The organism is Ruegeria sp. CF4 (genome assembly GCF_056537345.1).
The window spans coordinates 1-23,539 of record NZ_JBQFRJ010000007.1 but is presented as its reverse complement, the minus strand read 5'-3'; the positions used below and the strand labels follow the sequence as shown (position 1 = coordinate 23,539).

General features: G+C 58.8%; 25 protein-coding genes. 8 read left to right on the top strand and 17 right to left on the bottom strand.

What is annotated here, in order from left to right; genetic code table 11:
• Nucleotides 1–7 precede the first annotated feature (7 nt).
• Both ACR0NF_RS14900 and ACR0NF_RS14895 read left to right on the top strand, forming a co-directional pair.
• Nucleotides 8–850, top strand: coding sequence for an LOG family protein (locus ACR0NF_RS14900; protein WP_480471674.1), 843 nt, complete (start codon nucleotides 8–10; stop codon nucleotides 848–850).
• Nucleotides 851–853: 3 nt separating this feature from the next.
• Complete coding sequence (locus ACR0NF_RS14895) at nucleotides 854–1,951, top strand: cystathionine gamma-lyase (RefSeq protein WP_480667824.1); 1,098 nt, start codon at nucleotides 854–856, stop codon at nucleotides 1,949–1,951.
• Here ACR0NF_RS14895 and ACR0NF_RS14890 read toward each other — a convergent pair.
• Entirely contained in the window at nucleotides 1,946–2,335 is a 390-nt protein-coding gene (locus ACR0NF_RS14890) for a hypothetical protein (protein ID WP_480667823.1), read from the bottom strand. The genes ACR0NF_RS14895 and ACR0NF_RS14890 overlap by 6 nt on opposite strands.
• A gap of 160 nt (nucleotides 2,336–2,495) precedes the next feature.
• Here ACR0NF_RS14890 and ACR0NF_RS14885 point away from each other — a divergent pair, with 160 nt between their 5' ends.
• The 3 genes from ACR0NF_RS14885 (at nucleotide 2,496) to ACR0NF_RS14875 (ending at nucleotide 5,473) form a co-directional block, all read left to right on the top strand.
• A complete protein-coding gene (locus ACR0NF_RS14885; protein ID WP_480778504.1) occupies nucleotides 2,496–3,416 on the top strand; it encodes a DnaJ C-terminal domain-containing protein in 921 nt (306 codons plus the stop codon).
• Nucleotides 3,413–3,751, top strand: coding sequence for a hypothetical protein (locus tag ACR0NF_RS14880; RefSeq protein ID WP_480471670.1), 339 nt, complete (start codon nucleotides 3,413–3,415; stop codon nucleotides 3,749–3,751). Before ACR0NF_RS14885 ends, ACR0NF_RS14880 begins: the two co-directional genes overlap by 4 nt.
• Nucleotides 3,752–3,814: 63 nt before the next feature.
• Nucleotides 3,815–5,473 (top strand): U32 family peptidase, encoded by a 1,659-nt coding sequence (locus ACR0NF_RS14875; RefSeq protein ID WP_480778503.1) that lies wholly within the window; start codon nucleotides 3,815–3,817, stop codon nucleotides 5,471–5,473.
• Nucleotides 5,474–5,476: 3 nt separating this feature from the next.
• Here the strand turns inward: ACR0NF_RS14875 and ACR0NF_RS14870 are convergent, their stop codons facing one another.
• From ACR0NF_RS14870 to ACR0NF_RS14850, 5 genes are all read right to left on the bottom strand, one after another.
• Nucleotides 5,477–5,920, bottom strand: a complete 444-nt coding sequence (locus tag ACR0NF_RS14870) for a cytochrome P460 family protein (RefSeq protein ID WP_480667820.1) — start codon at nucleotides 5,918–5,920, stop codon at nucleotides 5,477–5,479.
• A 367-nt stretch (nucleotides 5,921–6,287) separates the two neighbouring features.
• Complete coding sequence (rlmN, locus tag ACR0NF_RS14865) at nucleotides 6,288–7,472, bottom strand: dual-specificity RNA methyltransferase RlmN (protein WP_480471667.1); 1,185 nt, start codon at nucleotides 7,470–7,472, stop codon at nucleotides 6,288–6,290.
• 77 nt (nucleotides 7,473–7,549) lie between these two features.
• On the bottom strand, nucleotides 7,550–7,921 hold the full coding sequence (locus ACR0NF_RS14860) for a lysozyme inhibitor LprI family protein (protein ID WP_480667819.1): 372 nt from the start codon (nucleotides 7,919–7,921) through the stop codon (nucleotides 7,550–7,552).
• Nucleotides 7,922–8,026: 105 nt separating this feature from the next.
• Nucleotides 8,027–8,197, bottom strand: a complete 171-nt coding sequence (locus ACR0NF_RS14855) for a hypothetical protein (RefSeq protein WP_480667818.1) — start codon at nucleotides 8,195–8,197, stop codon at nucleotides 8,027–8,029.
• Nucleotides 8,198–8,367: 170 nt separating this feature from the next.
• Nucleotides 8,368–8,901 (bottom strand): invasion associated locus B family protein, encoded by a 534-nt coding sequence (locus ACR0NF_RS14850; RefSeq protein ID WP_480667817.1) that lies wholly within the window; start codon nucleotides 8,899–8,901, stop codon nucleotides 8,368–8,370.
• A 181-nt stretch (nucleotides 8,902–9,082) separates the two neighbouring features.
• Here ACR0NF_RS14850 and ACR0NF_RS14845 point away from each other — a divergent pair, with 181 nt between their 5' ends.
• The gene (locus tag ACR0NF_RS14845; RefSeq protein ID WP_480667816.1) at nucleotides 9,083–10,081 is read left to right on the top strand and encodes an asparaginase; all 999 of its coding nucleotides are present in this window, start codon (nucleotides 9,083–9,085) and stop codon (nucleotides 10,079–10,081) included.
• A 3-nt stretch (nucleotides 10,082–10,084) separates the two neighbouring features.
• Here the strand turns inward: ACR0NF_RS14845 and ACR0NF_RS14840 are convergent, their stop codons facing one another.
• The 8 genes from ACR0NF_RS14840 to hutI form a co-directional block, all read right to left on the bottom strand.
• Nucleotides 10,085–10,405: a YciI family protein gene (locus tag ACR0NF_RS14840; RefSeq protein WP_480778502.1), complete on the bottom strand. Its 321-nt coding sequence runs from the start codon at nucleotides 10,403–10,405 to the stop codon at nucleotides 10,085–10,087.
• A gap of 22 nt (nucleotides 10,406–10,427) precedes the next feature.
• Complete coding sequence (locus tag ACR0NF_RS14835; RefSeq protein WP_480778501.1) at nucleotides 10,428–10,856, bottom strand: SRPBCC family protein; 429 nt, start codon at nucleotides 10,854–10,856, stop codon at nucleotides 10,428–10,430.
• Complete coding sequence (locus ACR0NF_RS14830; RefSeq protein WP_480471660.1) at nucleotides 10,844–11,173, bottom strand: ArsR/SmtB family transcription factor; 330 nt, start codon at nucleotides 11,171–11,173, stop codon at nucleotides 10,844–10,846. Before ACR0NF_RS14830 ends, ACR0NF_RS14835 begins: the two co-directional genes overlap by 13 nt.
• Before the next feature lie 40 nt (nucleotides 11,174–11,213).
• Entirely contained in the window at nucleotides 11,214–12,092 is an 879-nt protein-coding gene (gene serB, locus ACR0NF_RS14825; RefSeq protein WP_480471659.1) for a phosphoserine phosphatase SerB, read from the bottom strand.
• A 68-nt stretch (nucleotides 12,093–12,160) separates the two neighbouring features.
• On the bottom strand, nucleotides 12,161–13,843 hold the full coding sequence (gene hutU / locus ACR0NF_RS14820; RefSeq protein ID WP_480667813.1) for a urocanate hydratase: 1,683 nt from the start codon (nucleotides 13,841–13,843) through the stop codon (nucleotides 12,161–12,163).
• Entirely contained in the window at nucleotides 13,840–14,637 is a 798-nt protein-coding gene (gene hutG / locus ACR0NF_RS14815; RefSeq protein ID WP_480471657.1) for an N-formylglutamate deformylase, read from the bottom strand. The genes hutU and hutG overlap by 4 nt, the downstream gene beginning before the upstream one ends.
• The gene (gene hutH, locus ACR0NF_RS14810; RefSeq protein ID WP_480778500.1) at nucleotides 14,637–16,172 is read right to left on the bottom strand and encodes a histidine ammonia-lyase; all 1,536 of its coding nucleotides are present in this window, start codon (nucleotides 16,170–16,172) and stop codon (nucleotides 14,637–14,639) included. The genes hutG and hutH overlap by 1 nt, the downstream gene beginning before the upstream one ends.
• A complete protein-coding gene (gene hutI / locus ACR0NF_RS14805; protein WP_480778499.1) occupies nucleotides 16,169–17,374 on the bottom strand; it encodes an imidazolonepropionase in 1,206 nt (401 codons plus the stop codon). The genes hutH and hutI overlap by 4 nt, the downstream gene beginning before the upstream one ends.
• Nucleotides 17,375–17,455: 81 nt before the next feature.
• Here hutI and ACR0NF_RS14800 point away from each other — a divergent pair, with 81 nt between their 5' ends.
• Nucleotides 17,456–18,811, top strand: a complete 1,356-nt coding sequence (locus ACR0NF_RS14800) for a formimidoylglutamate deiminase (protein WP_480778498.1) — start codon at nucleotides 17,456–17,458, stop codon at nucleotides 18,809–18,811.
• Between the two features lie 26 nt (nucleotides 18,812–18,837).
• Nucleotides 18,838–19,542: a GntR family transcriptional regulator gene (locus tag ACR0NF_RS14795; RefSeq protein WP_480778497.1), complete on the top strand. Its 705-nt coding sequence runs from the start codon at nucleotides 18,838–18,840 to the stop codon at nucleotides 19,540–19,542.
• Nucleotides 19,543–19,590: 48 nt separating this feature from the next.
• On the opposite strand, the gene ACR0NF_RS14790 is transcribed toward ACR0NF_RS14795, so the two are convergent.
• From ACR0NF_RS14790 to ACR0NF_RS14780, 3 genes are all read right to left on the bottom strand, one after another.
• Nucleotides 19,591–20,319, bottom strand: a complete 729-nt coding sequence (locus tag ACR0NF_RS14790) for a metallophosphoesterase (protein WP_480778496.1) — start codon at nucleotides 20,317–20,319, stop codon at nucleotides 19,591–19,593.
• Between the two features lie 122 nt (nucleotides 20,320–20,441).
• The gene (gene serA, locus ACR0NF_RS14785) at nucleotides 20,442–22,037 is read right to left on the bottom strand and encodes a phosphoglycerate dehydrogenase (RefSeq protein ID WP_480471651.1); all 1,596 of its coding nucleotides are present in this window, start codon (nucleotides 22,035–22,037) and stop codon (nucleotides 20,442–20,444) included.
• A gap of 72 nt (nucleotides 22,038–22,109) precedes the next feature.
• Nucleotides 22,110–23,264, bottom strand: a complete 1,155-nt coding sequence (locus ACR0NF_RS14780) for a phosphoserine transaminase (protein WP_480471650.1) — start codon at nucleotides 23,262–23,264, stop codon at nucleotides 22,110–22,112.
• Nucleotides 23,265–23,539 lie beyond the last annotated feature (275 nt).

Sequence of the window (23,539 nt, the reverse complement as noted above, 5' to 3'; positions counted from 1 at the left end):
ATCACCGATGAGAGAAGACCGCCACAACCCGTTCCGTGACGCGCAAACCGACCGCTCAACCGCGAGCGAGGTTCCGGACACGCCCCAGACGCGGTCCCCGGCCTATCGCCTTGCCTTCGCCGATGACGAATTCCTGTGTCGCGACGAGCTGCGCCCCGTACGCCTGCAGCTGGAGTTGCTGAAACCCGAGATGATCATGAGCGAACGCGAGATCACCTCGACCATCGTCATGTTTGGTGGCGCGCGGATTCCCGAGCCATCGCAAAAGCACACTGCACGGACAGAAACATTAGCGGGGCTGTCGCAGTATTATGACGAAGCGCGCGAGTTCGCCCGATTGATGACGGAGAAGTCGAACCAGACCGGCTGCCGTGAGAACGTGATCGTCACGGGCGGCGGCCCCGGCGTGATGGAGGCAGGAAACCGTGGCGCACAGGATGCGGGTGGCTGTTCCATCGGACTGAACATCGTGTTGCCGCATGAACAGGCGCCGAACGAATTTGTGACGCCGGACCTCAGCTTCAATTTCCACTATTTCGCCATCCGCAAGATGCATTTCCTGATGCGCGCCCGCGCCATCACAATCTTCCCGGGCGGCTTCGGCACGATGGATGAGCTGTTCGAATCCCTCACCCTGATCCAGACCGGCCGGATGGACCGCGTTCCCTTCCTGCTGTTCGGGCGCGCGTTCTGGGAGAAGGTCATCAACTGGGAAGCCCTCGCAGACGCAGGCACCATTTCGGATGAAGACCTCGACCTGTTCCGCTTTGTCGACACCGCGCAAGAGGCGGTCGACATCATCGAGAACTGGGAGCCCGCCCCACCCCGCGACGAAATTCCGGGGCGCTGAACTATGGCACCCAAGACCGGAGAGATGTTGCACTTGCGCGGAAACGCTCTGAACAAGGGTGAGCCTGTGGCTTTGCCTTTAACGCAAAGCAGCATGTACCATCTGCCGGGCGCCCCTGATGGGCACGCGACCTATGGCCGAGTCGACAACCCGACATGGGTGCAGTTGGAGCACGTGCTGTCGCATCTGGAAGCGGCACCCTGCCTCAGCTTCCCGTCGGGCATGGCGGCGATCTCGGCGGCGCTTTTTGCCACCGTACAAGCTGGTTCACGCCTGTTGATCCCGTCAGACGGTTACTACGTTACCCGCCTTCTGGCAGATCGATTCTTGTCACGCCTCGGCGTCGTGGTCGAGGAACGCCCCACCACTGCGTTTGCCGAAGGTGGTTTTGACGTCTTCGACGTGGTGTTCGTCGAAAGCCCCTCGAACCCCGGTTTGGACATGATCGACCTTAGGGCCGTGTCAGAACAGGTACGCTCTGCGGGCGGCATCACGATTGCCGACAACACAACGATGACACCGCTGGGCCAGCGCCCGTTGGACCTTGGCATCGACGTTGTCGTCTCGTCGGATACCAAGGCGATGGGTGGTCATTCTGACATGCTGATGGGCCATGTGGCCAGCCGCAACGATCAGATCATGGAACGGGTCGAGGAATGGCGCAAAGTCTCCGGGGCGATCCCCGGACCACATGAGGCGTGGTTGCTGCATCGCGGTTTGGAGACGTTGGATGTACGGTTCGACCGCATGTGTACCTCGGCTCAGATGTTGGCGAAGCGGTTGGCCAAGCATCCGTCGGTGAAGCAAGTACGCTATCCCGGTCTGACTGATGATCCCTCGCACACGCTGGCGCACGCCCAAACCACACGGTTCGGCTTTCTGCTCTCCCTGACATTGGACAGCGAAGACAAGGCCGAGGCCTTTATCAATGGCTGCCCTCTGCTGCGCCCCGCGACCTCTTTCGGCGGCGTCCACAGCTCGGCCGAACGTCGCGCGCGCTGGGGTGACGATGTCGACCCCGCTTTCGTCCGGCTGTCGGTCGGATGCGAACCAGTGGAAGAGCTGTGGCAGGCGATCGAGACCAGTCTGAACGCGCTATGATTTCTTCTTGGGCTCACGCAGCTCGGTAAACACATAGATCGGCAGCACGATGCTGGCGATCAAAGCTCCCAGCCAGACCAGCAAAGTCGCGGCCAGCAGGTTGGAAATGCCGCCGACTGTCAGCCCAGCGGTGATCAGATCGGTTACCAGCAATCCCACAAAGGTGACGATCAGCGCGATCCCGCCTTTCAGCGCCGGGGCTTTCTTTTCGCCCAGCTTCAGGATCAGCGGCTCGGCCACCACCTGAACCAGCGTGAACACAATCACCACCACGATGAACGAGATCGGCTTGACCGCAAAGCCCGCCAGCAGCAGCGAGGCCAGCAACAACCCGATGGCATTCCCGGCCAACAAGGCGAGGGCGGACTTTATTCTGCGCGACATGGGGCGACCTCCGGCAAATGACAGTTCGAAACATGCAGATATTAGCAGGGCAATTGGATTTTGCGAGGTAATTCAGAGCCTCTGTCATTTTGACCTGTTGAAATCACATGATAAAATACCTTCATCAAGATCAGCCCCACCCAAACCCACGAGAGGTGAGATGAGCGACGATCCCTATTCCGTTCTCGGTGTCGCCAAAGATGCCAGTGCTGCCGAGATCAAGAAAGCCTATCGGCGCATTGCGAAGGAGTGCCACCCGGACCTGAAACCCGGCGATGCCGAGGCAGAGGCAAAGTTCAAAGCCGCCGCAGCCGCGTACGATCTGCTGAAAGACCCCGAGACGCGCGCTAAGTACGATAATGGCGAGATTGATGCTGCGGGGCAGGAGCGGCCCCAGCAACAGTATTATCGCGATTATGCCGAGGCTGCTGGCAACCCTTATCGCGGCCGTCAGGCGGACCCCGACGATATGTCCGATATCTTCGCCGAATTCATGCGCGGGCGCGGCGGGTTTGGAGGTCAGCGCACGCAAGAGTTTCATGCGCCAGGTCACAATCTGAACTACTCACTGCAGATCAGTTTTCTGGATGCGGTGTTTGGGGCCAGCCAGAAACTGACCTTGCCGGATGGCGACCGGATCGAAGTTAAGATCCCCGTCGGCATCACCGATGGCCAGACCATCCGGCTGAAGGGCAAAGGGGCACCGGGGTATGGTGAAGGCCCGCCGGGTGATGCTTTGGTGACAGTGTCTGTCGCCGGGCACCCGGTGTTTGACCGTCAGGGCGACGACATCCACATCACGCTGCCCATCACGGTCGACGAAGCCATTCTGGGCGGCAAAGTCCCTGCGCCCACGATCGATGGCGGCGTAAGTGTCAGCGTCCCGGCGGGCACCAGCAGCGGCAAAACCCTGCGGCTGCGGGGCAAGGGGGTCAAGAAACGTGGGTCTTCGGACCGTGGGGATCAGCTGATCGAATTGACCGTCACCATGCCGGACAAGATCGATGATGAGTTGAAGCAGTTCCTGGAGACATGGCGTGAGACGCACAGCTATGATCCGCGGAAAGGAATGCCGTCATGACCCTGACCGAGAAGGAACTGATCGAAACCGTCACCCGCCTGACCTCGGACCGTTTGACAGAGTATCTGGCGGCCGAGATCGTGATCCCTGAGCAATCGGACCAGGGCATGGTGTATCACAGTATCGATGTTGCTCGTCTGGAACTGGCCTGCGAATTGCACGAGCAATACGACATGGAGGCCGACGCGCTGTCGATGATGATCTCTCTGATCGACCAGATGCACGGGCTGCGGGCTGAACTGCGCGAGGTTCTGAATGCCGTCGAGACACAGCCCGAACCCGTGCGCCAACAGCTGATCGAGGTCATAGGCACAGCGCGGTTCCGTCGCAGGTAACGGGGTTTTGGTGGCACAGGATATGGCGTAGAAGGCCGCCTTGACCTCTTGCCCGGTAGTCCCATGACCCAGTCCAGATCCGAATTGCTGATGCCTGCGGGCAATCTGCGCAAACTGAAACTCGCCATTCTCTACGGCGCGGATGCTGTCTATCTGGGCACGCCGGATATGTCGCTGCGCACCAAGTCCGAGTTCTCGCTGGAAGAGGTGATTGAGGGCGTAGAGTTCTGTCATAGCCATGGACGGCGCGCCTATCTGACGCTGAACCTGTTTTCGCACAACAAAGACATCCCGAAGCTGGACGAATATATCGACACGGTGCGCAAGGTGAAACCTGACGGGCTGATCATCGCCGATCCGGGCGTGTTCCAATACGTCCGCGAACGGGCTCCCGAATTGCCGCTGCATATTTCGACTCAAGCCAATATCTGCTCGTGGCTGTCAGTGAAGTTCTGGCAGGATCAGGGGGCTGAGTTGGTGGTTCTGGCGCGCGAGGTTTCCTACCCCGAACTGGTGGAAATCCGCGAGAAATGCCCCGATATCAAGCTTGAGGCCTTTGTTCATGGCGCGATGTGCATGACCTATTCGGGCCGCTGCCTGCTGTCGAACTTCATGGCCGAACGCGGGGCCAATCAGGGCAATTGCGCCAATTCCTGCCGCTGGAACTATGGGCTGAAACTGCGCCTCAAGGATGGCACGCATCAGGAGCTGCGCATCACCGAGGAAAACGCCGACCTGTTCGAGTTTCTGCTGGAAGAAGGCTGCCGCCCCGGTGATCTGATGCCTATCGAAGAGGATGATCGCGGCTCATACATCCTCAACTCCCGCGATCTCTGCATCATGCCGAAGCTGGATGAGTACCTGAAGATCGGGGTCGACAGCCTCAAGGTCGAAGGGCGCGGCAAGTCTGAATATTACGCTGCCATCGTCGCGCGGGCTTATCGCATGGCCGTCGACGATTATCACGCGAATCCCGAGAACTGGGACCCGAAGCCCTATATGCGCGAGCTCGAAACTGTCGGAAACCGCGGCTATACGCTGGCTTTCCACGAAGGCCGCCTGACCAACTACTCGCATGACTACGAACACACGGCCTCGATCGCGCAATGGGAATATGCCGGGATCGTCACCGACGTGACCGAGGATGCCTTTCTGGTCGAGGTTAAAAACAAGCTGGAAGCGGGCGATGTGCTGGATTTCGTCTCGCCCATCTCACGCGAGACGGTGCTGCTGCGGGTCTATGACTTTGAACGCGCATCGGATGGCACACGGCTGGACGTGGTGCATGGCAGCTCGAAAACCATCATCCGCATACCCTTCGCCCTGTTCGATCACGAGGACATCGACGACCTGCGCGCACGATTCCCGGTCTATTCCGTCCTGCGAAAAGAGCGCGCACTGACCGACGAACACTGGAGCCGCATCCGCTTTGACAAGCTGGTACAGGGGCTGGAAACATCCGGGCGCGACAATCCCACCGCCTATGCGCGCCGCCGCGATGAACTGGTCGAGAAGATCGGCGAGGACGGCAATGAACGCCGCTTCAAGACCAACCGCATCGGGACCGAGGGCTGCTGCGGTAAGGGCTGCAATGGCTGCCTGATCTTCTGGCAGGATGAGAAATATGCACTGGCCCGCGAGGTTCTGTCCAAACGCAAGCAGGGCGAACAGCTCAGCCGTCAGGAAGCGAGCGACCTGAAGTTACAAGACCGGGCGATCTGAAGGTTATTCGGTGCGGTACTCTTCGGGGACGTAGAATGTATAGTCGCGGTCCGCAACGGCTTCGTGGCAGTCATGGCAATAGGCCACCGACGCTGCGCGAAATCCCATCGTATCGCCGAACAACGATCCGTCCGGCATCACCATGATATAGCGCCAATCGGCAGTTTCAGGGTTTGCTCCTGCAGCCAGCTTCTCCATCACGAACAAAGCACCGGGATGAACATTGCCCTCATCTGTCACGGTCATGCTGTCCTTGGCCAGTACGGAGCCGACGGGCAGCACCTCGCCCTCGGTCAAGGTCCCGTAGTTATGCGCCATCCGGTTGGCATAGCTGTTCACATAGCGCTGCCCATGGGTGGCCGAGATATAGGGCGCATCGTTGAACAGAGGCCAGCTTTGATAGTTTAGGATCAGACCAAGCTGCGCCGCCGCATAGCCACGCGACATGCGCTTTGTGAGAGAACGATAGTGATCTTGTGCTTCATCTTTCGACAAATCAGCCGGATTCTCGATCGCCAAATGCGCTTCTTGATCCGTACTCTGCGCTAATGCGCCGGTTGTCAGCACAGATAATAATAATGTCGTGCCGACAAGATACCTTTGGTTTTCAAACATTTTACCTGGCCCATCCGATAAACGGTTTTGCCTGAACGCCGCGTTAAGCCTCAAAATAGAGGATAGCGCGCTTACAATAACTTGCCATGAGCCGGATCGCAGACTCACCGCCTTGTGTGTAGTGGTGAGCTTCCATCCCCGCCAATACGTGAACAATCATATCAAATTAAAGCACAATGTTCACATTAATTCTGACAATTCAGCCCAATCCGGCCTCAGATTCAATTTGCTTACGCGATTTCCGGGCGCGCTCGGTCGCTGATTTCAGCTGACCACAGGCAGCCATGATATCCTCGCCCCGCGTCTTGCGGATAGGTGAGGCATAGCCCGCCTGATAAATGATGTTCGCAAAAGCCCGAATACGATTGTTCGAGCTGCGTTTGTACGGCGCGCCGGGCCATTCGTTGAACGGGATCAGATTGATCTTGGCCGGGATGTTGTGGCGCTTGATATGCGCGATCAGCCGGTGCGCGTCCTCGTCGCTGTCATTCACACCGTCCAGCATCACATATTCAAACGTGATCCGTTCCGAATTCGAGACATTGGGATAGCTGGCCAGCGCCTGCAACAGCTCCTCGATGTTCCAACGCTTGTTGATCGGGACCAGCACGTCGCGGGTCTCATCCGTGGTGGCGTGGAACGAGATCGCCAGCAGACAACCGATTTCCTCGGCGGTGCGCGCGATTTCCGGCACAACGCCCGAAGTCGAAAGCGTGATCCGGCGGCGCGACAGGGATATCCCTTCGGGGTCCATCGCGATCTTCATGGCGTCGCGGACATTTTCGAAATTGTACAGCGGCTCACCCATGCCCATCAGAACGATGTTCGACAGAAGGCGGGTTTCATCCTTGGGCGCGCCCGGGGTCGGCCATTCTTCAAGATCATCACGGGCCATCATCACCTGACCAACGATTTCAGCCGCTGTCAGATTGCGCACCAGTTTCTGCGTGCCGGTGTGGCAAAAGGAACAGGTCAGCGTGCAGCCTACCTGAGACGAGATACACAGCGTGCCGCGATCCTCTTCGGGGATATACACCACCTCGACCTCGTGCCCACCCGCGATGCGGCACAGATACTTTCGGGTACCGTCCTCAGACACCTGACGGGTCACCACTTCGGGAATTTCGATCACGAAATTCTCGGCCAGTTGCGCACGGTAGGCTTTGGCGAGGTTGGTCATCTCGCTAAAATCGCGCACACCCCATTGATAGATCCATTGCCAGATCTGACCGGTGCGCATCTTTGCCTGCTTCTCAGGCGTGCCATGTTCAATCAGCACCTCGCGCAACTGATCACGGGTCAGGCCAACAAGGTTCACCTTCCCCTCAGGCAATTTGCGGGGGATGGTCATGACGTCTTGAGTGATCGGCGCTTTGGGCGACATGTGGCTATCTCAATGGATTCTGGCTTGGGATGCGCCTCTATATAGGAACGCGCGCAAAGATCAAAAGGAATCGTGCTTCAGTTCGCAAACTGCAGCAATTCATCGACACGGGCGCGGCCAAGATCAACACGACAAGCGGTAATGGCGATGCCCGTACCCGACCCGCCACCAAACGAAGCGCCAACCGCATCGCACTGCGTATCCCGGTAGTCGGTCCATGCATCCTGTGCCGCTTCCAGCGCTGGCTGGGCGACAACGCGACCGGTGACGTCATCCAACTCCGTCGCTGCCTGCATTGCGAGGGAATAGCTGGCCTCGATCGCGGCCTCCACACGCTCTTCCATTTCCGAGACGCAAGCCCCGATTTCAACCTGAGAACCGGCTTCCGAACATTCCATCGTCGGATCTGCCAGCGCAGCAAAGGGAAACAGGATCAGAATCCAACGCATCGGTCGACCTCTCTGGTGGTGACTATATTCCACCAATGCCTAACACAGAGCGCGGATTAGAACAAAAGAGCCGCAGAGGAACGGTTCGCCTGCGGCCCTTTCAGGTCAGTTCACTGCCGGCGGGATGTAACAATCCCCGGCATCCAGAGTTTGCACCGGGTCTTCCGGCGCGCATTGCTCACCCGTAATCGGATATGTGTCCGATTGCTTCTCACAGGCCGTCAGAAACGCTGCGGATACCATCAAGAGCGCGGCAAGGTAGGGTTTCAAAGTCATTGGTGTCTCCCACTGTTCTGTCTGAACCAATTAGTTCAGAAGCCGGGCCGTCAGGCTTTGATCGGGATCAATTTATGTGAGGGGACGTCGCGTAAACCTTTGACGAAAAGAGGGTAAAATCAAAAAACCCCGCCGAGTGGCGGGGTTTACAGCTTGGACATGTAAGTCGCTTAGTTCGTGCAGCGCTTTTCGGCATCCTCGATGGCGGCGGTGAAGCCCAGCAGCGAGAATGTATCCTTGGTCTGCGTTCCGCGTTCCGAGCGGGCGGTCAATACCGCTTCACTGCCCCGTTTCATCGCCGTGACGATCTTGGCATCGTCCGAGGCCGTTGCAGGCCATGCCCATTCGCCATCGGTAAAAAGTTCAAACTCGCTGCCATCCACAACCAGATTGACGGTCGAACCAGATGCAAATGGATAGCCGCCTGTAAAGGTAACCTGGCCCTTAACCTCAGCGTTCGGGCGGTAGAAGACGAACAGCAGGATATCGCTGCGCCGTACCGACACGACACGACCACCGCGCGTGTTCACCGTTTCCTTCGGCGCCGAAACGCTCCAGCATTCGGTTGGATCTTCTTCGACGAATACGCTCCAATCAGTTTTTGCTGCAACGCGATTTGTGCTTGTTGCCTGCTGCGCAAACGTCGTTGTCGCCATTCCTGCCATGCACAGGCCCGCGATCACGCGAACGAGCTTTGATCCCATCTCTTCAGCCTCCTAGCCCGACCTATACCTCATACCCATCGGAATCGGCTCGCGAGCTCTGCCCGGCTCGTCCTTGATAAGTTGCGTATCCCGATGATTGTCGACATACACACACTAACGCAGGTTTCGCCACAGGCGAAAGGGCGATTGGCAGTTTTTTGCGCATGGATCGGAGACCACGATGACACAACCGGTAACGATGACAGAACTATGGCGCGGACCGTTGTTGGAAAGCCTGCACCTGGGCCACGCGGTGATCTGTAACGATGCCGGTCAGATCGTGCAAAGCTGGGGCGATCCGCAGGCGGTAATCTATCCCCGATCTTCAGCCAAGATGATACAGGCAATGCCTCTGATCACCTCGGGTGCCGCAGCGAAATACGGCCTGACTTCCGAACATCTGGCGCTGTCCTGTGCCTCACATAGTGGTGCGCATATCCATACGGACCGCGTCTCGGCATGGTTGAATCATCTTGGTCTGGCTGAGCCCGACCTGCGTTGCGGTCCGCAAGAGCCGCAAGACATGGCCGCGCGGGACGGGCTGATTTTGGCCGATGACACGCCGTGCCAGATTCATAACAATTGCTCGGGCAAACACTGCGGCTTCCTGACCGTTGCGCAGCATATGGGGGCCGGCCCCGAATATCTTGAGATCGACCATCCGGTTCAGCAAGCCTGCCTCTCTGCTTTTGAAGAAACCACTAGCGAGACCAGCCCTTGTTATGGAATCGACGGATGCTCGGCCCCGAACTTCGCCACCTCTCTGGTGGGACTGGCCCGCTCGATGGCCTGGTTTGCATCCGCAGCCGACCGGTCGGACCGGGCAAGTGATGCCGCTCAGCAGTTAACGGCCGCTATGATGCAGCACCCTGAACTGGTCGCAGGCGAAAACCGCGCCTGCACTGAGCTTATGCGCGCCATGAATGGTCGTGCCGCAATCAAAACCGGGGCTGAGGCCGTCTTTGTAGCCATCATCCCCGAAAAACGCATGGGCGTCGCGCTTAAGATCACCGATGGCACTACCCGCGCCAGCGAATGCGCCATTGCCGCCATTCTGGTCAGCCTTGGCGTGCTGGAGGCCGATCACCCGGCCACCTGCAAATTCATGAACGCCGCGCAATACAGCCGCCGCGGGCTGGAATGTGGTGTGATCAAACCAGCGCCGGGTTTCCCCGGCTAAGGCTCACATCTCGATCTCGTGCACCTCGGCCACCTCGACCGAGCCCGAACCATTCACCACCATTGGACAGCCCTTGGCCATCTCGGTCGCGGCATCAATGCTGTCGGCCTTGATGACCGTAAATCCCGAAGCCGGGTTCGCGCCGCCATTGTCGACAACGCCGCTGCTGCTCACGGTGTAAGACTGACCCACCGGGTTGCCCGGAATATCCAACGCTTCACCCATATTCTGAAACCACGCGCCCCACGCGGCCATGGTGGTTTCGACCTCGGCGGGGTCAGTTGGGGTATGTCCCCCGTGATAGACAAACAAATATTGGGGCATATCTCTCCTCCCTGATGAAAACCTACTTCGCTTGCGCTTCCAGCTTACGCAGCGACGATGTCCAACCCTGATTGTGGTTCGAAGCTGCTTCGGCATCCGCCAGTTCCCGGTGATCCAGAGTCAATCGAGACCCGGATTCCGTGGCCGCCACGGAAAAGGTGACGTGGCTTTCAGCTCCGCGTTGATCCTGATCGTCATGCCAAGCCCAGGTGAGTCCAACCGATTTTGGCGGATCAACATGGGTTACATGACCAGAAACCTTATATGTCTGACCCTCGCTGTTCTCCATGACCGAAAACCACGGCCCGATGCGGGAAAAATCCAGATTGTGCTCGGTCACGTGGATCCCTTCAGGGCCCCACCATTGCAACAGTTTTGCACCATCGCTGACCCATGCAAACAGGTCATCGGGGCTGACGGGAAATTCCCGTTCCAGTTTCAGGTCGGCCATGAATTCTCCCTTTCGATAATTTCACCGAGGCGATCGAGGCTGCTCTCCCAGAATTGCCGTTTTGAGATCGTCCAGTCAGCAATGGCCCGCAGGCCTTCGGGGCGGATGGAATACATCCGTTGCGTGCCCTGCACACGCTGCTGCACCAGCCCGGCTTCGCGCAGTACCTTCAGATGGCGTGATATCGCGGCACCGGAGATGCCGCGCCCCTCAATCAGATCACCGGCAGGCAACTCTCCCTGATCCATCAGTTGCTCGACAATTGAGAACCGGGTGGCATCAGACAATGCGGAGAAACTGGTCAGAAGCGTGCTCATGACTATTATTTAACACAAATGTTAAATAATGAAAACCCTGTTATGCTGCGGCGAAATCGGAACGGCCGTATCCTTGCAGATAAAGCAGCGCCGTCAGATCGCCGTGATTGACCCTGACATCGCATTCGGCCGCAACCGAGGGCTTGGCATGCAGCGCCACACCGGTCCCTGCCCGGCCCAGCATGCCCAAATCGTTGGCCCCGTCACCCACGGCAATCACATCGCTTTCAGCAATGCCCAAACGGGTCGAGATCTGCTCTAACGCCTCAATCTTGGCTTGCCGTCCCAAAATGGGTCGTTGTACATCACCGGTCAGCTTGCCGTCTTCGGCCAGCAAAGTGTTGGCCCGATTCTCATCAAAGCCCAACTGCGCAGCAACGCGTGCGGTGAAAGCCGTAAATCCGCCCGATACCAATGCGGCATAGGCCCCGTTCACCCGCATCGTCGCCAACAGCACTTTGCCGCCGGGCATCAGCGTGATCCGTTCGTTCAGCACCTTGGAGATAACGCTTTCGTCCAGCCCTTTCAGCAAGCCCACACGCTCGGTCAGCGCGCCTTCGAAGTCCAGCTCACCATTCATCGCGCGCGCCGTGATGTCCTTGACCCGTTCACCGACGCCTGCTTCATCGGCCAATTCGTCGATGCACTCTTGCTGGATCATCGTGCTGTCCATATCGGCCAGCAACATTTTCTTGCGGCGCCCTTCTGATGGCTGAACCACCAGATCTACGCCGACCTGCTGAAGATCCGCCCAGACATCCCATCGGTTATCCGGCATCTCGGGCATGGAAAACTCGGCCGCCTCATCGGGGCTCAGCCAGATAGCATCGCCCCCGCCCCAGGCATTGCGCAGAGACTCGACCAAAGCCTGTTCGAGCGTCGGCGCATTCGGATTGGTCAGCAGGGTGGCTACGTACATATTCGATCTCCGGCAAGTTCCCCTGCGAGATATCGCAGGGGTCGATGTTTCGCCAGAGACAGTTTGACCTAACCCAGAATACCCGGCAGACGCAGCCCATGTTCCCGTGCGCAATCTTTCGCGATCTCGTACCCTGCATCCGCGTGCCGCCACACGCCTGAGGCGGGGTCGTTCCACAGTACCCGCTCCAGCCGCCGCGCGGCATCGTCAGTACCATCGGCGCAGATCACCACACCGGCGTGCTGGCTGAAGCCCATTCCCACACCGCCGCCATGGTGCAGCGACACCCATGTCGCGCCACTGGCAGTATTGATCAGAGCATTCAGCAACGGCCAATCCGACACCGCATCCGAGCCATCAAGCATGGCCTCAGTTTCACGGTTGGGGCTGGCGACCGAACCCGAATCCAGATGATCGCGCCCAATGACAACCGGTGCTTTCAACTCTCCATTGGCGACCATTTCGTTGAAAGCGAGCCCAGCACGATGCCGATCCCCCAGCCCGATCCAGCAAATACGCGCAGGTAGACCCTGAAACGCGATGCGTTCCTGCGCCATGTCCAGCCAGCGATGCAGATGCTCATTTTCGGGAAACAGCTCCTTCATCTTGGCGTCGGTTTTATAGATATCCTCGGGGTCGCCTGACAGCGCACACCAGCGGAACGGGCCAATGCCTTTACAAAAGAGCGGGCGGATATAGGCGGGGACAAAACCGGGGAAGGCGAAGGCATTCTCAAGCCCCTCGTCCTGCGCCACCTGGCGAATGTTGTTGCCGTAATCCAGCGTCGGAACGCCCGCGTTCCAGAAATCGACCATCGCCGCCACATGCTGCTTCATCGAAGCGCGCGCGGCTTTTTCCACCGATTTAGGGTTTGTTTCGCGCTTCTCGCGCCACTGCGCCATAGACCACCCTAAAGGCAGATAGCCGTTGATCGGGTCATGGGCGCTGGTCTGATCGGTGACGATATCCGGGCGCATGCCGCCCTCGGACATACGACGGTAGATTTCAGGGAAGACCTCAGCGGCATTCCCCAACAGGCCAACAGATTTCGCCTCACCCGCCTTGGTCCAGCGGTCGATCATCTCAAGCGCTTCGTCCAGCGTTTCGGCTTTTTCGTCGAGGTACTTGGTGCGCAAACGGAAATCGATACTGTCCGGGTTGCACTCGACCGCCAGACAGCACGCCCCCGCAAACACTGCAGCCAGCGGCTGCGCGCCACCCATGCCGCCGAGCCCCCCGGTTAGAATCCACTTACCGGTCAGATCGCCGTCGTAGTGCTGACGGCCAGCTTCGGCAAAGGTTTCATAAGTGCCCTGAACGATGCCCTGCGTGCCGATGTAAATCCACGAACCAGCGGTCATCTGGCCGTACATCATCAGGCCCTTCTTATCGAGCTCGTTGAAATGATCCCAGGTTGCCCAATGCGGCACGAGGTTGGAATTCGCAATCAGCACACGCGGCGCGTCCTTATGTGTACGGATGATGGCGATGGGCTTACCGGACTGAACGATCAGGGTTTCGTCCTCCTCCAGATCCTTCAAACCGGCCACAATAGTATCGAAATCCTTCCATGTCCGCGCCGCGCGTCCGATGCCGCCATAGACCACCAGCTCATGCGGGTTTTCGGCTACATCGGGGTGCAGGTTGTTCATCAACATCCGCAACGGTGCCTCGGTCACCCAGCTTTTGGCGTTCAGCTCAGGGCCGGTCGGGGGGAAAACATCACGGGTGTTCTTGCGAGGGTCGGTCATGGCGTTAGCTCCAATGCAGTGTCTTGGATGGCGTCCAGAATGTCGTATAGCCAGCGGCGCAGACGTGTCGCCTTATTGTCGTCAAAGGCCCAAGGTGCAGCTTCCGAGGTCAGATAGGTCGATTGGGCAAGTTCCATCTGAATCGCATGCATCCCTTCGGCAGGGCGGCCATAATGGCGGGTGGTCCACCCCCCTCGGAAGCGGCCATTCAAGACCGTGCTAAAGGGTGAAGACGCAGCAAATTCGTTCGTAATAGACTCGATTTCAGGCGCGCAGGTTACGCCGCCATCCGTGCCGATATTCAGATCGGGCAAGGTGCCTTCGAACAGAAAGGGAATTCGGCTGCGGATCGAATGGCAGTCGAACAGGATCGCAAAACCATGCTTGGCTTTGACCCGCTGCAACTCTTCCTCCAACGCCGCGTGATATGGCGCATGATAGGCTTGGCGGCGCGCTTCGATCTCATCCGCAGATGGCTCTTGCCCATCTTTCCAGATCGGCTGCCCGTCAAAGTCGGTCAAAGGCACCAGAGTTGTTGTATTTTGACCGGGATACAGGGACACGCCCAACGGGTCGCGGTTGCAGTCGATCACATAGCGATGAACATGCGATTGCACCACGGTCGCATTCTGCAATAGCCCATCATAGAGCCTGTTTATGTGCCAATCCGTATCTTTCAGGGACAGCCCGTTTGCATTCAGCCGCTCAGCAACTTCTGGTGGCACATAGGTTCCGCCATGTGGTTGGCCCAGAACAATGGGGCCATCCCCCCTTTGAACCTCAAACACCTGCATCAGACCAATCCCGGCATCGACACTTCGGACGCCTGCAGAACGGCCCCATCGGCGATCAGGGTACGCACCTGCTCCAGTTCAGGCGCGAGATAGCGATCCTCGGCCAGCGACGGGATATCGGCCCGCAAACGGCTGATCACACGCTGCAGCGGCGCGCTGGTTTGCAGAGGTGCGCGGAATTCAACGCCTTGTGCAGCGCAGAGCAGCTCGATCCCAAGAATATAGTTCAGGTTCTCGACCATCCGCGCCAATCGCCGCGCGCCATGGGCGGCCATCGAGACGTGGTCCTCCTGATTGGCCGAGGTGGGCGTACTGTCGGTCACGCACGGATTGGCCAGATGTTTGTTCTCGCTCATCAGTGCGGCGGCGGTGACTTCGGCAATCATCAGGCCCGAGTTCAGGCCCGGTTGCGGGGTAAGGAACGGCGGCAGATCGAAGCTGAGCGCCGGGTCTACCATCAGGGCAATGCGACGCTGGGCAATCGCTCCGATCTCGGACAGGGCCAGCGCGATCATGTCGGCGGCGAACCCTACCGGCTCGGCATGGAAATTCCCGCCCGAGACAATCGCCTCGGGGTCAGTCAATACCAATGGGTTGTCTGTGGCCGCATTCGCCTCGATCACCAGCGTCGACGCGGCCTGCCGGATCACATCCATGGCCGCACCCGTCACCTGCGGCTGGCAGCGGATGCAATAAGGGTCCTGCACGCGTGTATCACCGTCGCGGTGGCTTTCGCGGATTTCCGACCCGTCTAGCGCCGCGCGCATGGCAGCGGCAGCTTCAATCTGGCCGCGATGACCGCGCAGGGCATGGATTTCCGGCTGCAAAGGCGCGGTCGACCCCATGATCGCATCGGTTGAGGCCGCTGATACCACCAAAGCATTCTGCGCAGCGCGCCAGCCTTCAAACAGGCCAGCCAGGGCATAAGCGGTCGAAAACTGGGTGCCGTTGATAAAGGCCAATCCTTCCTTGGGTCCTAGCTGAATCGGCTCTAATCCAACGGATCTAAGCGCTTCGGTCCCCGGCAGAACCGCGCCGTTCACTTCGGCCTCGCCTTCACCGATCACGACCGCCGTCATATGCGCCAATGGGGCCAGATCGCCGGATGCCCCGACCGAACCCTGTGCCGGGATCACAGGCGTGACCCCACACGCCAGCATCTGCTGCAGCAGCTCGATCAGATCCCAGCGTACGCCAGATGCACCGCGCCCAAACGAGAGCAGTTTGAGCGACATCATGAGCCGCGCCAGTCGACGCAGCACAGATGGGCCAACACCGCAGCAATGGCTGAGGATCAGATTGCGTTGTAGGGTTGACGTGTCCTCGGCCGCGATCTTGTGGCTGGCCAGCTTGCCGAACCCCGTATTCACTCCGTAAACCGGGTCAGACCCTTGCGCCGCCTGCGCGATGCGCGCTGCCGCGGCCTCGGCTTTGGGTCGGCATGAGGCATCCAGCAAGATCGGAACCTCGGACCAATAGATGTCCTCAAGCTGAGCCAGCGAAACCTGACCCGGAACGAGGGATAAGGGCGTCATTGCAGACCTCCGAATATGCGAGTGTGCAGAGGGTTGAAGCCGATACGATAGGACAGTTCAGCAGGATGCGTAACATCCCAGACCGCCAGATCAGCGCGCAGCCCGGCGGCGATCATACCGGCATCGTTCAGACCCAGGGCGCGCGCGGCGTTGCAGGTCACGCCGGCAAGGGCCTCTTGTGGCGTAAGGCGGAACAGGGTGCATCCCATGTTCATCGTCAACAGCAGCGATGTCAGCGGCGACGAGCCCGGGTTGCAATCGGTGGCCAGCACCATCGGAACACCCTGTTCGCGCAACGCCTCGATCGGGGGCAGTCGAGTTTCATGCAGCGTATAGAAGGCCCCGGGCAGCAGAACCGCAGCCGTGCCCGCCTGCGCCATGGCTGCAACCCCTTCGGCATCGAGGTATTCGATGTGGTCGGCAGAAATGGCACCGTATGAGGCCGCCAGCTTGGCACCACCCAGGTTGGACAACTGCTCGGCATGCAGCTTGACCGGCAGGCCCAGCTCTCTCGCGACTTGGAAAACGCGCTCGATCTGTGTCGGGTCAAAGGCAATACCCTCACAGAACCCATCGACGGCATCCACCAGACCTTCGGCGTGGGCCGCGCGCAGGGTCGGAATACAGATCTCTTCGATATAGGCATCACCACGCCCGGCATATTCGGGCGGGATCGCATGCGCCCCGAGAAAGCTGGTCTGAACGCGAACAGGCCGTTCCTGCGCAATCCCTCGCGCAGCGCGCAGCATGCGCAGTTCAGTGTCGGTATCGAGCCCATAGCCGGACTTGACTTCGATACAAGACACGCCCTCGGCCAGCAGGGCGTCCACACGCGGCAAAGCGCCTGCGAGTAAGGCCTCTTCCGATGCGGCGCGGGTGGCGTTGACCGTCGACAGAATACCGCCCCCTGCACGCGCGACTTCTTCGTAGGTTGCACCGTTCAAACGCATCTCGAACTCAGCGGCGCGATTGCCACCAAAAACCACGTGTGTGTGAGCATCGATCAAGGTCGGGGTGATCAGGCGGTCACCAAAATCGGTGCAGGGCAGTTCAGCGTAAGATTGCGGAAGCTCGGACCACGACCCAACCCAGGCAATACGATCCCCTTCAACGATCACCGCACCATCTTCGATCAATCCATAAGGATGGCCGGCTTGCATGGTGGCGATGTGCTTGCTGCGAAGAATGGTTTTTTTCGTCATGGCGAATCTTTTGGGCTCCCCCTGCGCTTGGTTTTTTCGTATACATGTATTAATGTAAAGTCTACACAAATTGGAAACGCCATGACGGTTCATGCTAAGACCGCCTTGTTAGGCTCGGATTGGGTGCGCGATCTGCGGGTTGAAATCACCGACGGGCGGATAACCTCGCTTGAACCGCAAAGCGCGGCACGACCCAACGACACCCGTGTCGACGTTCTGCTGCCTGCGCTGGGAAACCTGCACAGCCATGCATTTCAGCGTGCCATGGCCGGAATGACCGAGGTACGCGCTGCCGGGCGCGAAAGCTTCTGGACATGGCGCACCCTTATGTATCGCTTTCTGGATCGTCTGACGCCTAAGCAGATCGAAGCCATCGCTGCGCTCGTCTTTATGGAGATGCAGGAGGCCGGTTATGCCTCGGTCGGAGAGTTCCATTATGTCCACCATCAACCGGGCGGCGCCCTCTATGCGCAGCTGACCGAGTTGAGCCAGCGTATATTCGCAGCCGCCAACCAGACCGGGATCGGGCTGACGCATCTGCCCGTCCTCTACACCTATGGCGGAGTCCGGCAGGAGGCATTGGTCGGAGGGCAGATGCGGTTTGACAATGATGTTGATCAGTTTCTACGTCTGGTGGATGAATGCCGATCCACCCTGCCCCATACGGACAGCCGCATCGGCATCGCGCCGCATTCCCTGCGGGCAACAACGCCGGATGATCTAAAAAATGTGCTGGCACAAACGCCTCAGGGCCCGGTTCACATCCATATCTCAGAACAGGTGCAAGAGGTTACCGATGTCGAGGCCGCGCTCGGCCAGCGCCCGGTTGCATGGTTGTTGGACAATGTCGAGGTCAACGCACGCTGGTGCCTCATTCACGCGACCCACATGACCGATGCTGAGACGAGCGCGCTCGCACGCTCGGGGGCCGTTGCCGGATTGTGCCCGATTACCGAGGCCAATCTGGGCGACGGTATTTTCAACGGCGCGGTCTACATCGAAAACGGCGGCGCGTTTGGTGTCGGATCAGACTCTAATGTGCGCATTTCGCTCCCCGAGGAGCTTCGGACATTGGAATACTCTCAGCGGCTGCGCGACAAGGCGCGTACTGTGCTAGTCCCAGGCGAAGGCTCAGTGGGACATGCGCTCTATACTGGCGCGGCGCGCGGTGGTGCGCAGGCTCTTGGCCGCCAGGCAGGCGAGATCGCTGTCGGTAAGCTGGCCGATCTGGTGGCGATCGACCGGTCCCACCCGACCTTGTGTACCTTGCGCGATGACCAGTTGCTCGATGGCCTGTGTTTCGCGGCACCCGATGGCACCGTAACTGATCTGTGGTCTGCAGGGCGTCATCAGGTGCGCGCCGGTCGACATATCGCTCGTGACGCCATCCTGGCGGCCTATCACAGCGCGATGACCGATCTGTTGGCTGACATTTGATTCATATCCCGATAACCAGATTAGACATGACTCAAAGCAGCGACACCACCAGCTATAAGGACATCAAGGAAACCGTCCTGCGCCGCATTCGTTCGGGCGAGTGGCAGCCGGACACGCTGCTGCCCAATGAACAGGCACTTGCGGTCGAGTTTTCGTGCACCCGCACGACCGTAAACCGCGCGCTGCGCGAGCTGGCAGACGAAGGCTATCTGGAGCGTCGCCGCAAAGCCGGAACCCGAGTCCTGAGCGCACCACAGAGGCAGGCGCGCTTTACCATTCCGCTGATCCGGGATGAGGTCGAAGCGATGGGCGGCACCTATCGCTATGCGCTGGTCTCATCCGGGGCTCAACTGGCCCCCGATTGGCTGAGCGCCCGGTTGGCGCTGCAACCCGGACAAAGCGTGATGCATGTCCGCTGCATGCATTACTCCGGCAATACCCCGTTTCAGTTCGAGGACCGCTGGATCGTGATCGAGAGCGTTCCAAAGGTGGAACAAGCCGATTTCAGCAAAATCGGACCCAATGACTGGTTGGTGCAAACCGTGCCCTTCACAAATGTCGAACTGACCTTTCTGGCCAGCCGCGCCGATCCTACGATCGCCGGTTTCCTCGACGTACCGGAAGGAGAGCCGGTCTTTACCGCCGAGCGCATCACATGGCTGCAGGGTCACCCCGTCACCTTTGCCAAGATGTATTTTGCCGCCGGGTATCGAATGACCACGCAATTCTGATCCCAAGCGGTTGTCATATCTGCCTCAGGAAGCACGAAGAGCTGGCACCTAAGGCTTCAGCAATACACGCCCCTTATTCGTCAGCTCCCAGCACATGTCGCCTTCAAACACTGTGACGCCAACCGGGCGGCCATAGCCCGCGCCGCTGTCCAGATTGATCCGATGGCCATAATGCGTCACCCGATCTACCGGGGTATGTCCATGCACGATCAATTTCGGATGCGGTCCGGGATGCGCATGGAATGCTTGCCTGATCCAGACCAAATCGCTTTCTTGCTGGGCATTCAGCGGCACACCGGGCCGAATTCCGGCATGCACGAAGGCCAGATCCGGTGTCTGGTGCATCATCACCAAACCGCGCAGAAAAAGTCGATGAGCGTCCGGCACGACACCCATCGCCATCGCGTGCACATCCTCTAGTCGCGTTTGCAGCTCAAAGACCACGTCGTAGCTGCGCAGAGTCTCAATCCCCCCCAAACGATCATGGAGCCAGTGGTAGCCGACCAGCAAATGTGGATCGTGGCGCGGGATATCCTCAAGGAACCAGGCAAACATCCGGTCATGATTTCCAAGCAGTGTGATCCAGCGCTTGCCCGCATCACGCCCTGCAATCAACCGATCCAGAACGCCCCGGCTGTCCGGCCCCCGATCTACATAATCGCCCAGAAAAACAACCTCCGCCTCCGGGCCACCATCGCTCTCGATCAGAGACACCGCACGTTCGAATTCGTCGACATGCCCGTGAAGATCACCGATAGCATAAATTGGGTTGGTCATCTCTTTCCCCTCAGGCCGGTGCAGCTGCAGCTGTTCTGCCGCAAAATCAGCGCGTTGAAAAGAGGATGCCCGCGCCGGAACCGGCACGGGCGTCCATAGTTGTCATAAACGAGCCGCCGGTATCAGACGACGTCAAATTCCAACGGTTTGATCTGAGTGAACAGACCAGTCTCAGCCAATTTTGCACGCGCCTCTGCCGGAACGGGCTCATCCACATACAGGAGCGCAATGGCCTCGCCCCCAGCCTCGGATCGGCCAAGAGTAAAGTTAGCGATGTTCACGTCGTTCTCGCCCATCGTCTGACCCAGAGCACCGATGATACCCGGCACATCCTCGTTGGTGGTGTACAGCATATGCGCCCCGATCTCGGCATCGATATTGATGCCCTTGATCTGGATGAAGCGTGGCTTGCCATCACTGAACACGGTGCCGCCGATCGAGCGCTCTCGCTTCTCGGTGACGACCGTCACCTTGATATAACCCTCGAACGCGCCGGATTTATCCTGATTTGTGGTCGAAATCTGGATACCGCGCTCTTTTGCGACGACTGGGGCGGAAACCATGTTCACCTCGGGGTTGAACTTTTTCATGATCCCCGCGACGACCGCGCAGTTCAGCGCGGCCAGATTCATCTCGGCGGCAACACCATCGTAGAGAATGTTGATCGCCTTGATCGGTTCGTCTGTCATCTGACCGATGAAACTGCCCAGATGCCCGGCGAGCTTAATCCAGGGGCCCATGACTTTAGCCTCTTCGGCCGTCACGCTGGGCATATTGAGCGCGTTTTCCACCGCACCGGTCAGCAGATAGTTCGAAATCTGCTCGGCCACCTGCAGCGCCACGTTCTCCTGCGCTTCGGTCGTCGCAGCACCCAGATGCGGAGTACAGACCACGTTGGGCAGGTTGAACAACGCGTTTTCTTTCGCGGGTTCTTCGCTGAACACGTCAAAGGCCGCACCGGCGACATGACCGGATTGCAACGCCTCGGCCAGCGCATCCTCATCGACCAGACCACCACGCGCACAGTTGATAATGCGCACACCTTTCTTGGTCTTGGCCAGGTTCTCTCGGCTCAGGATGTTGCGGGTCTGATCGGTCAGCGGCACGTGCAGGGTGATGAAATCGGCCCGAGCCAGCAACTCGTCCAGATCGACCTTCTCCACGCCCATCTGTGCGGCTTTCTCTTCGCCCAGATAGGGGTCATAGGCGATGACCTTCATCTTCAGACCCAAGGCGCGTTCGCAAACGATTCCGCCAATATTGCCCGCTCCAATTACACCGAGAGTCTTGTTGGTCAGCTCGATGCCCATAAACTTAGACTTCTCCCACTTGCCCGCGTGGGTCGAGGTAGAGGCTTCGGGAATCTGGCGTGCAACAGCGAACATCATCGCAATCGCATGCTCGGCGGTGGTGATCATGTTGCCGAAAGGTGTGTTCATCACGATCACACCTTTTTTCGACGCAGCCTCTTTATCGATATTGTCAGTACCGATCCCGGCACGGCCGATGACTTTCAGCTTTTCGGCCTGCTCCAGAATGGTTGGCGTAACCTTGGTAGCCGAACGGATGGCAAGGCCGTCATACTGACCGATCACCTCGGCCAATTTATCCTTGTCCTTGCCCAGATCGGGCATGAAATCCACGTCAATGCCGCGATCACGGAAGATTTGCACAGCCGTTTCGCTGAGCTTGTCGGATACGAGTACTTTGGGGGCCATATTCTCTGGTCCTTGAATTATATGGAAGGTCCGGGCCACAGGCGGGCCCAGAATTTTCGTCGAAAATTCTTGTCAGGCGGCTGCCGACTGCGCTGCGATCTCGGCCTCAAAAGCCCAGGCCAACCAGGGCAGCATCGCCTCGATATCCGAGGTTTCAACCGTACCACCGCACCAGATACGCAGGCCCGCAGGCGCGTCGCGATAGGCGCCGATATCCAGCGCGATGTTCTCGGTTTCCAGTCGTTTCGCCACAGCTTTTGCGAATACAGCACCGTCTTGAATGCGTGCGTCCGTGAATTTCAGACAGACCGAAGTATTCGACTGAGTCGCCGCATCTTCAGCCAGATTGGCAATCCAGTCGTTTTGGTCGCAGAACGCGTGCACCGCACCGGCATTGGCATCAGCACGCGCGATCAGCCCTTGCAGCCCACCAACCGAACGCGCCCAGTCCAGCGCGAACAGGTAGTCCTCAACTGCCAGCATCGAGGGCGTGTTGATCGTCGCGCCGGTGAAAATACCATCAATCAACTTGCCGCCTTTGGTCAGGCGGAAGATCTTCGGCAGCGGCCAAGCGGGCGTATAGTTCTCAAGCCGTTCAACCGCGCGGGGGCTCAGGATCAGCATCCCGTGGGCCGCTTCGCCACCCAGCACCTTCTGCCAGCTGAAAGTTGTCACATCCAGCTTGTCCCAAGGCAAATCCATCGCAAAGGCCGCCGAAGTTGCATCGCAGATGGTCAGCCCCTGACGGTCATCAGCGATCCAATCGCCATTGGGAACCCGCACGCCCGAGGTCGTGCCGTTCCACGTAAACACCACATCATTGGCGAAATCGACCGAAGCCAGATCGACGATCTGACCGTAATCTGCGGTTTTCACCTCGGCATCGATCTTCAACTGTTTGACTACGTCAGTGACCCATCCGGATCCGAAACTCTCCCAAGCCAGCATCTCAACCTTGCGTTCGCCCAGAAGCGACCACAGGGCCATCTCAACCGCGCCAGTGTCCGAGGCGGGAACGATGCCGACCTTGTAGTCCGCCGGAATGCCCAGAACCTCACGCGTGCCTTCGATGGCCGCTTTCAGCTTGTCCTTGCCTACAGCCGCGCGGTGCGAACGACCCAATGCAGCATCGGCCAGTTTCGACAGATCAAATGTGGGGGGTTTGGCACAGGGGCCCGAGGAAAAACGCGGATTTGCCGGCCGCGTCGCCGGTTGTTCGATAGTCATCTGTATTACCCTTCCAGATACACGCCCCTCGTTGGGGAGGGGTGTCCCACGCACAGGCGTATGGGGCGCTCGCACCTGCAGCAAGCGAAAAAGACGCTTCGCTGGGTAAAAACGACACGCAAAAGGGGTTCAAATCAGAACATCGGTTTCCGATTGGCGAAAAACCCCGCCGATTTTGGCGGGGTTTTGTTGTATTATTCTGCGGCTTCTTCGTATTCTGACATGGGGGGGCATGTGCAGATGAGGTTTCTGTCGCCGTAAGCGTTGTCGACGCG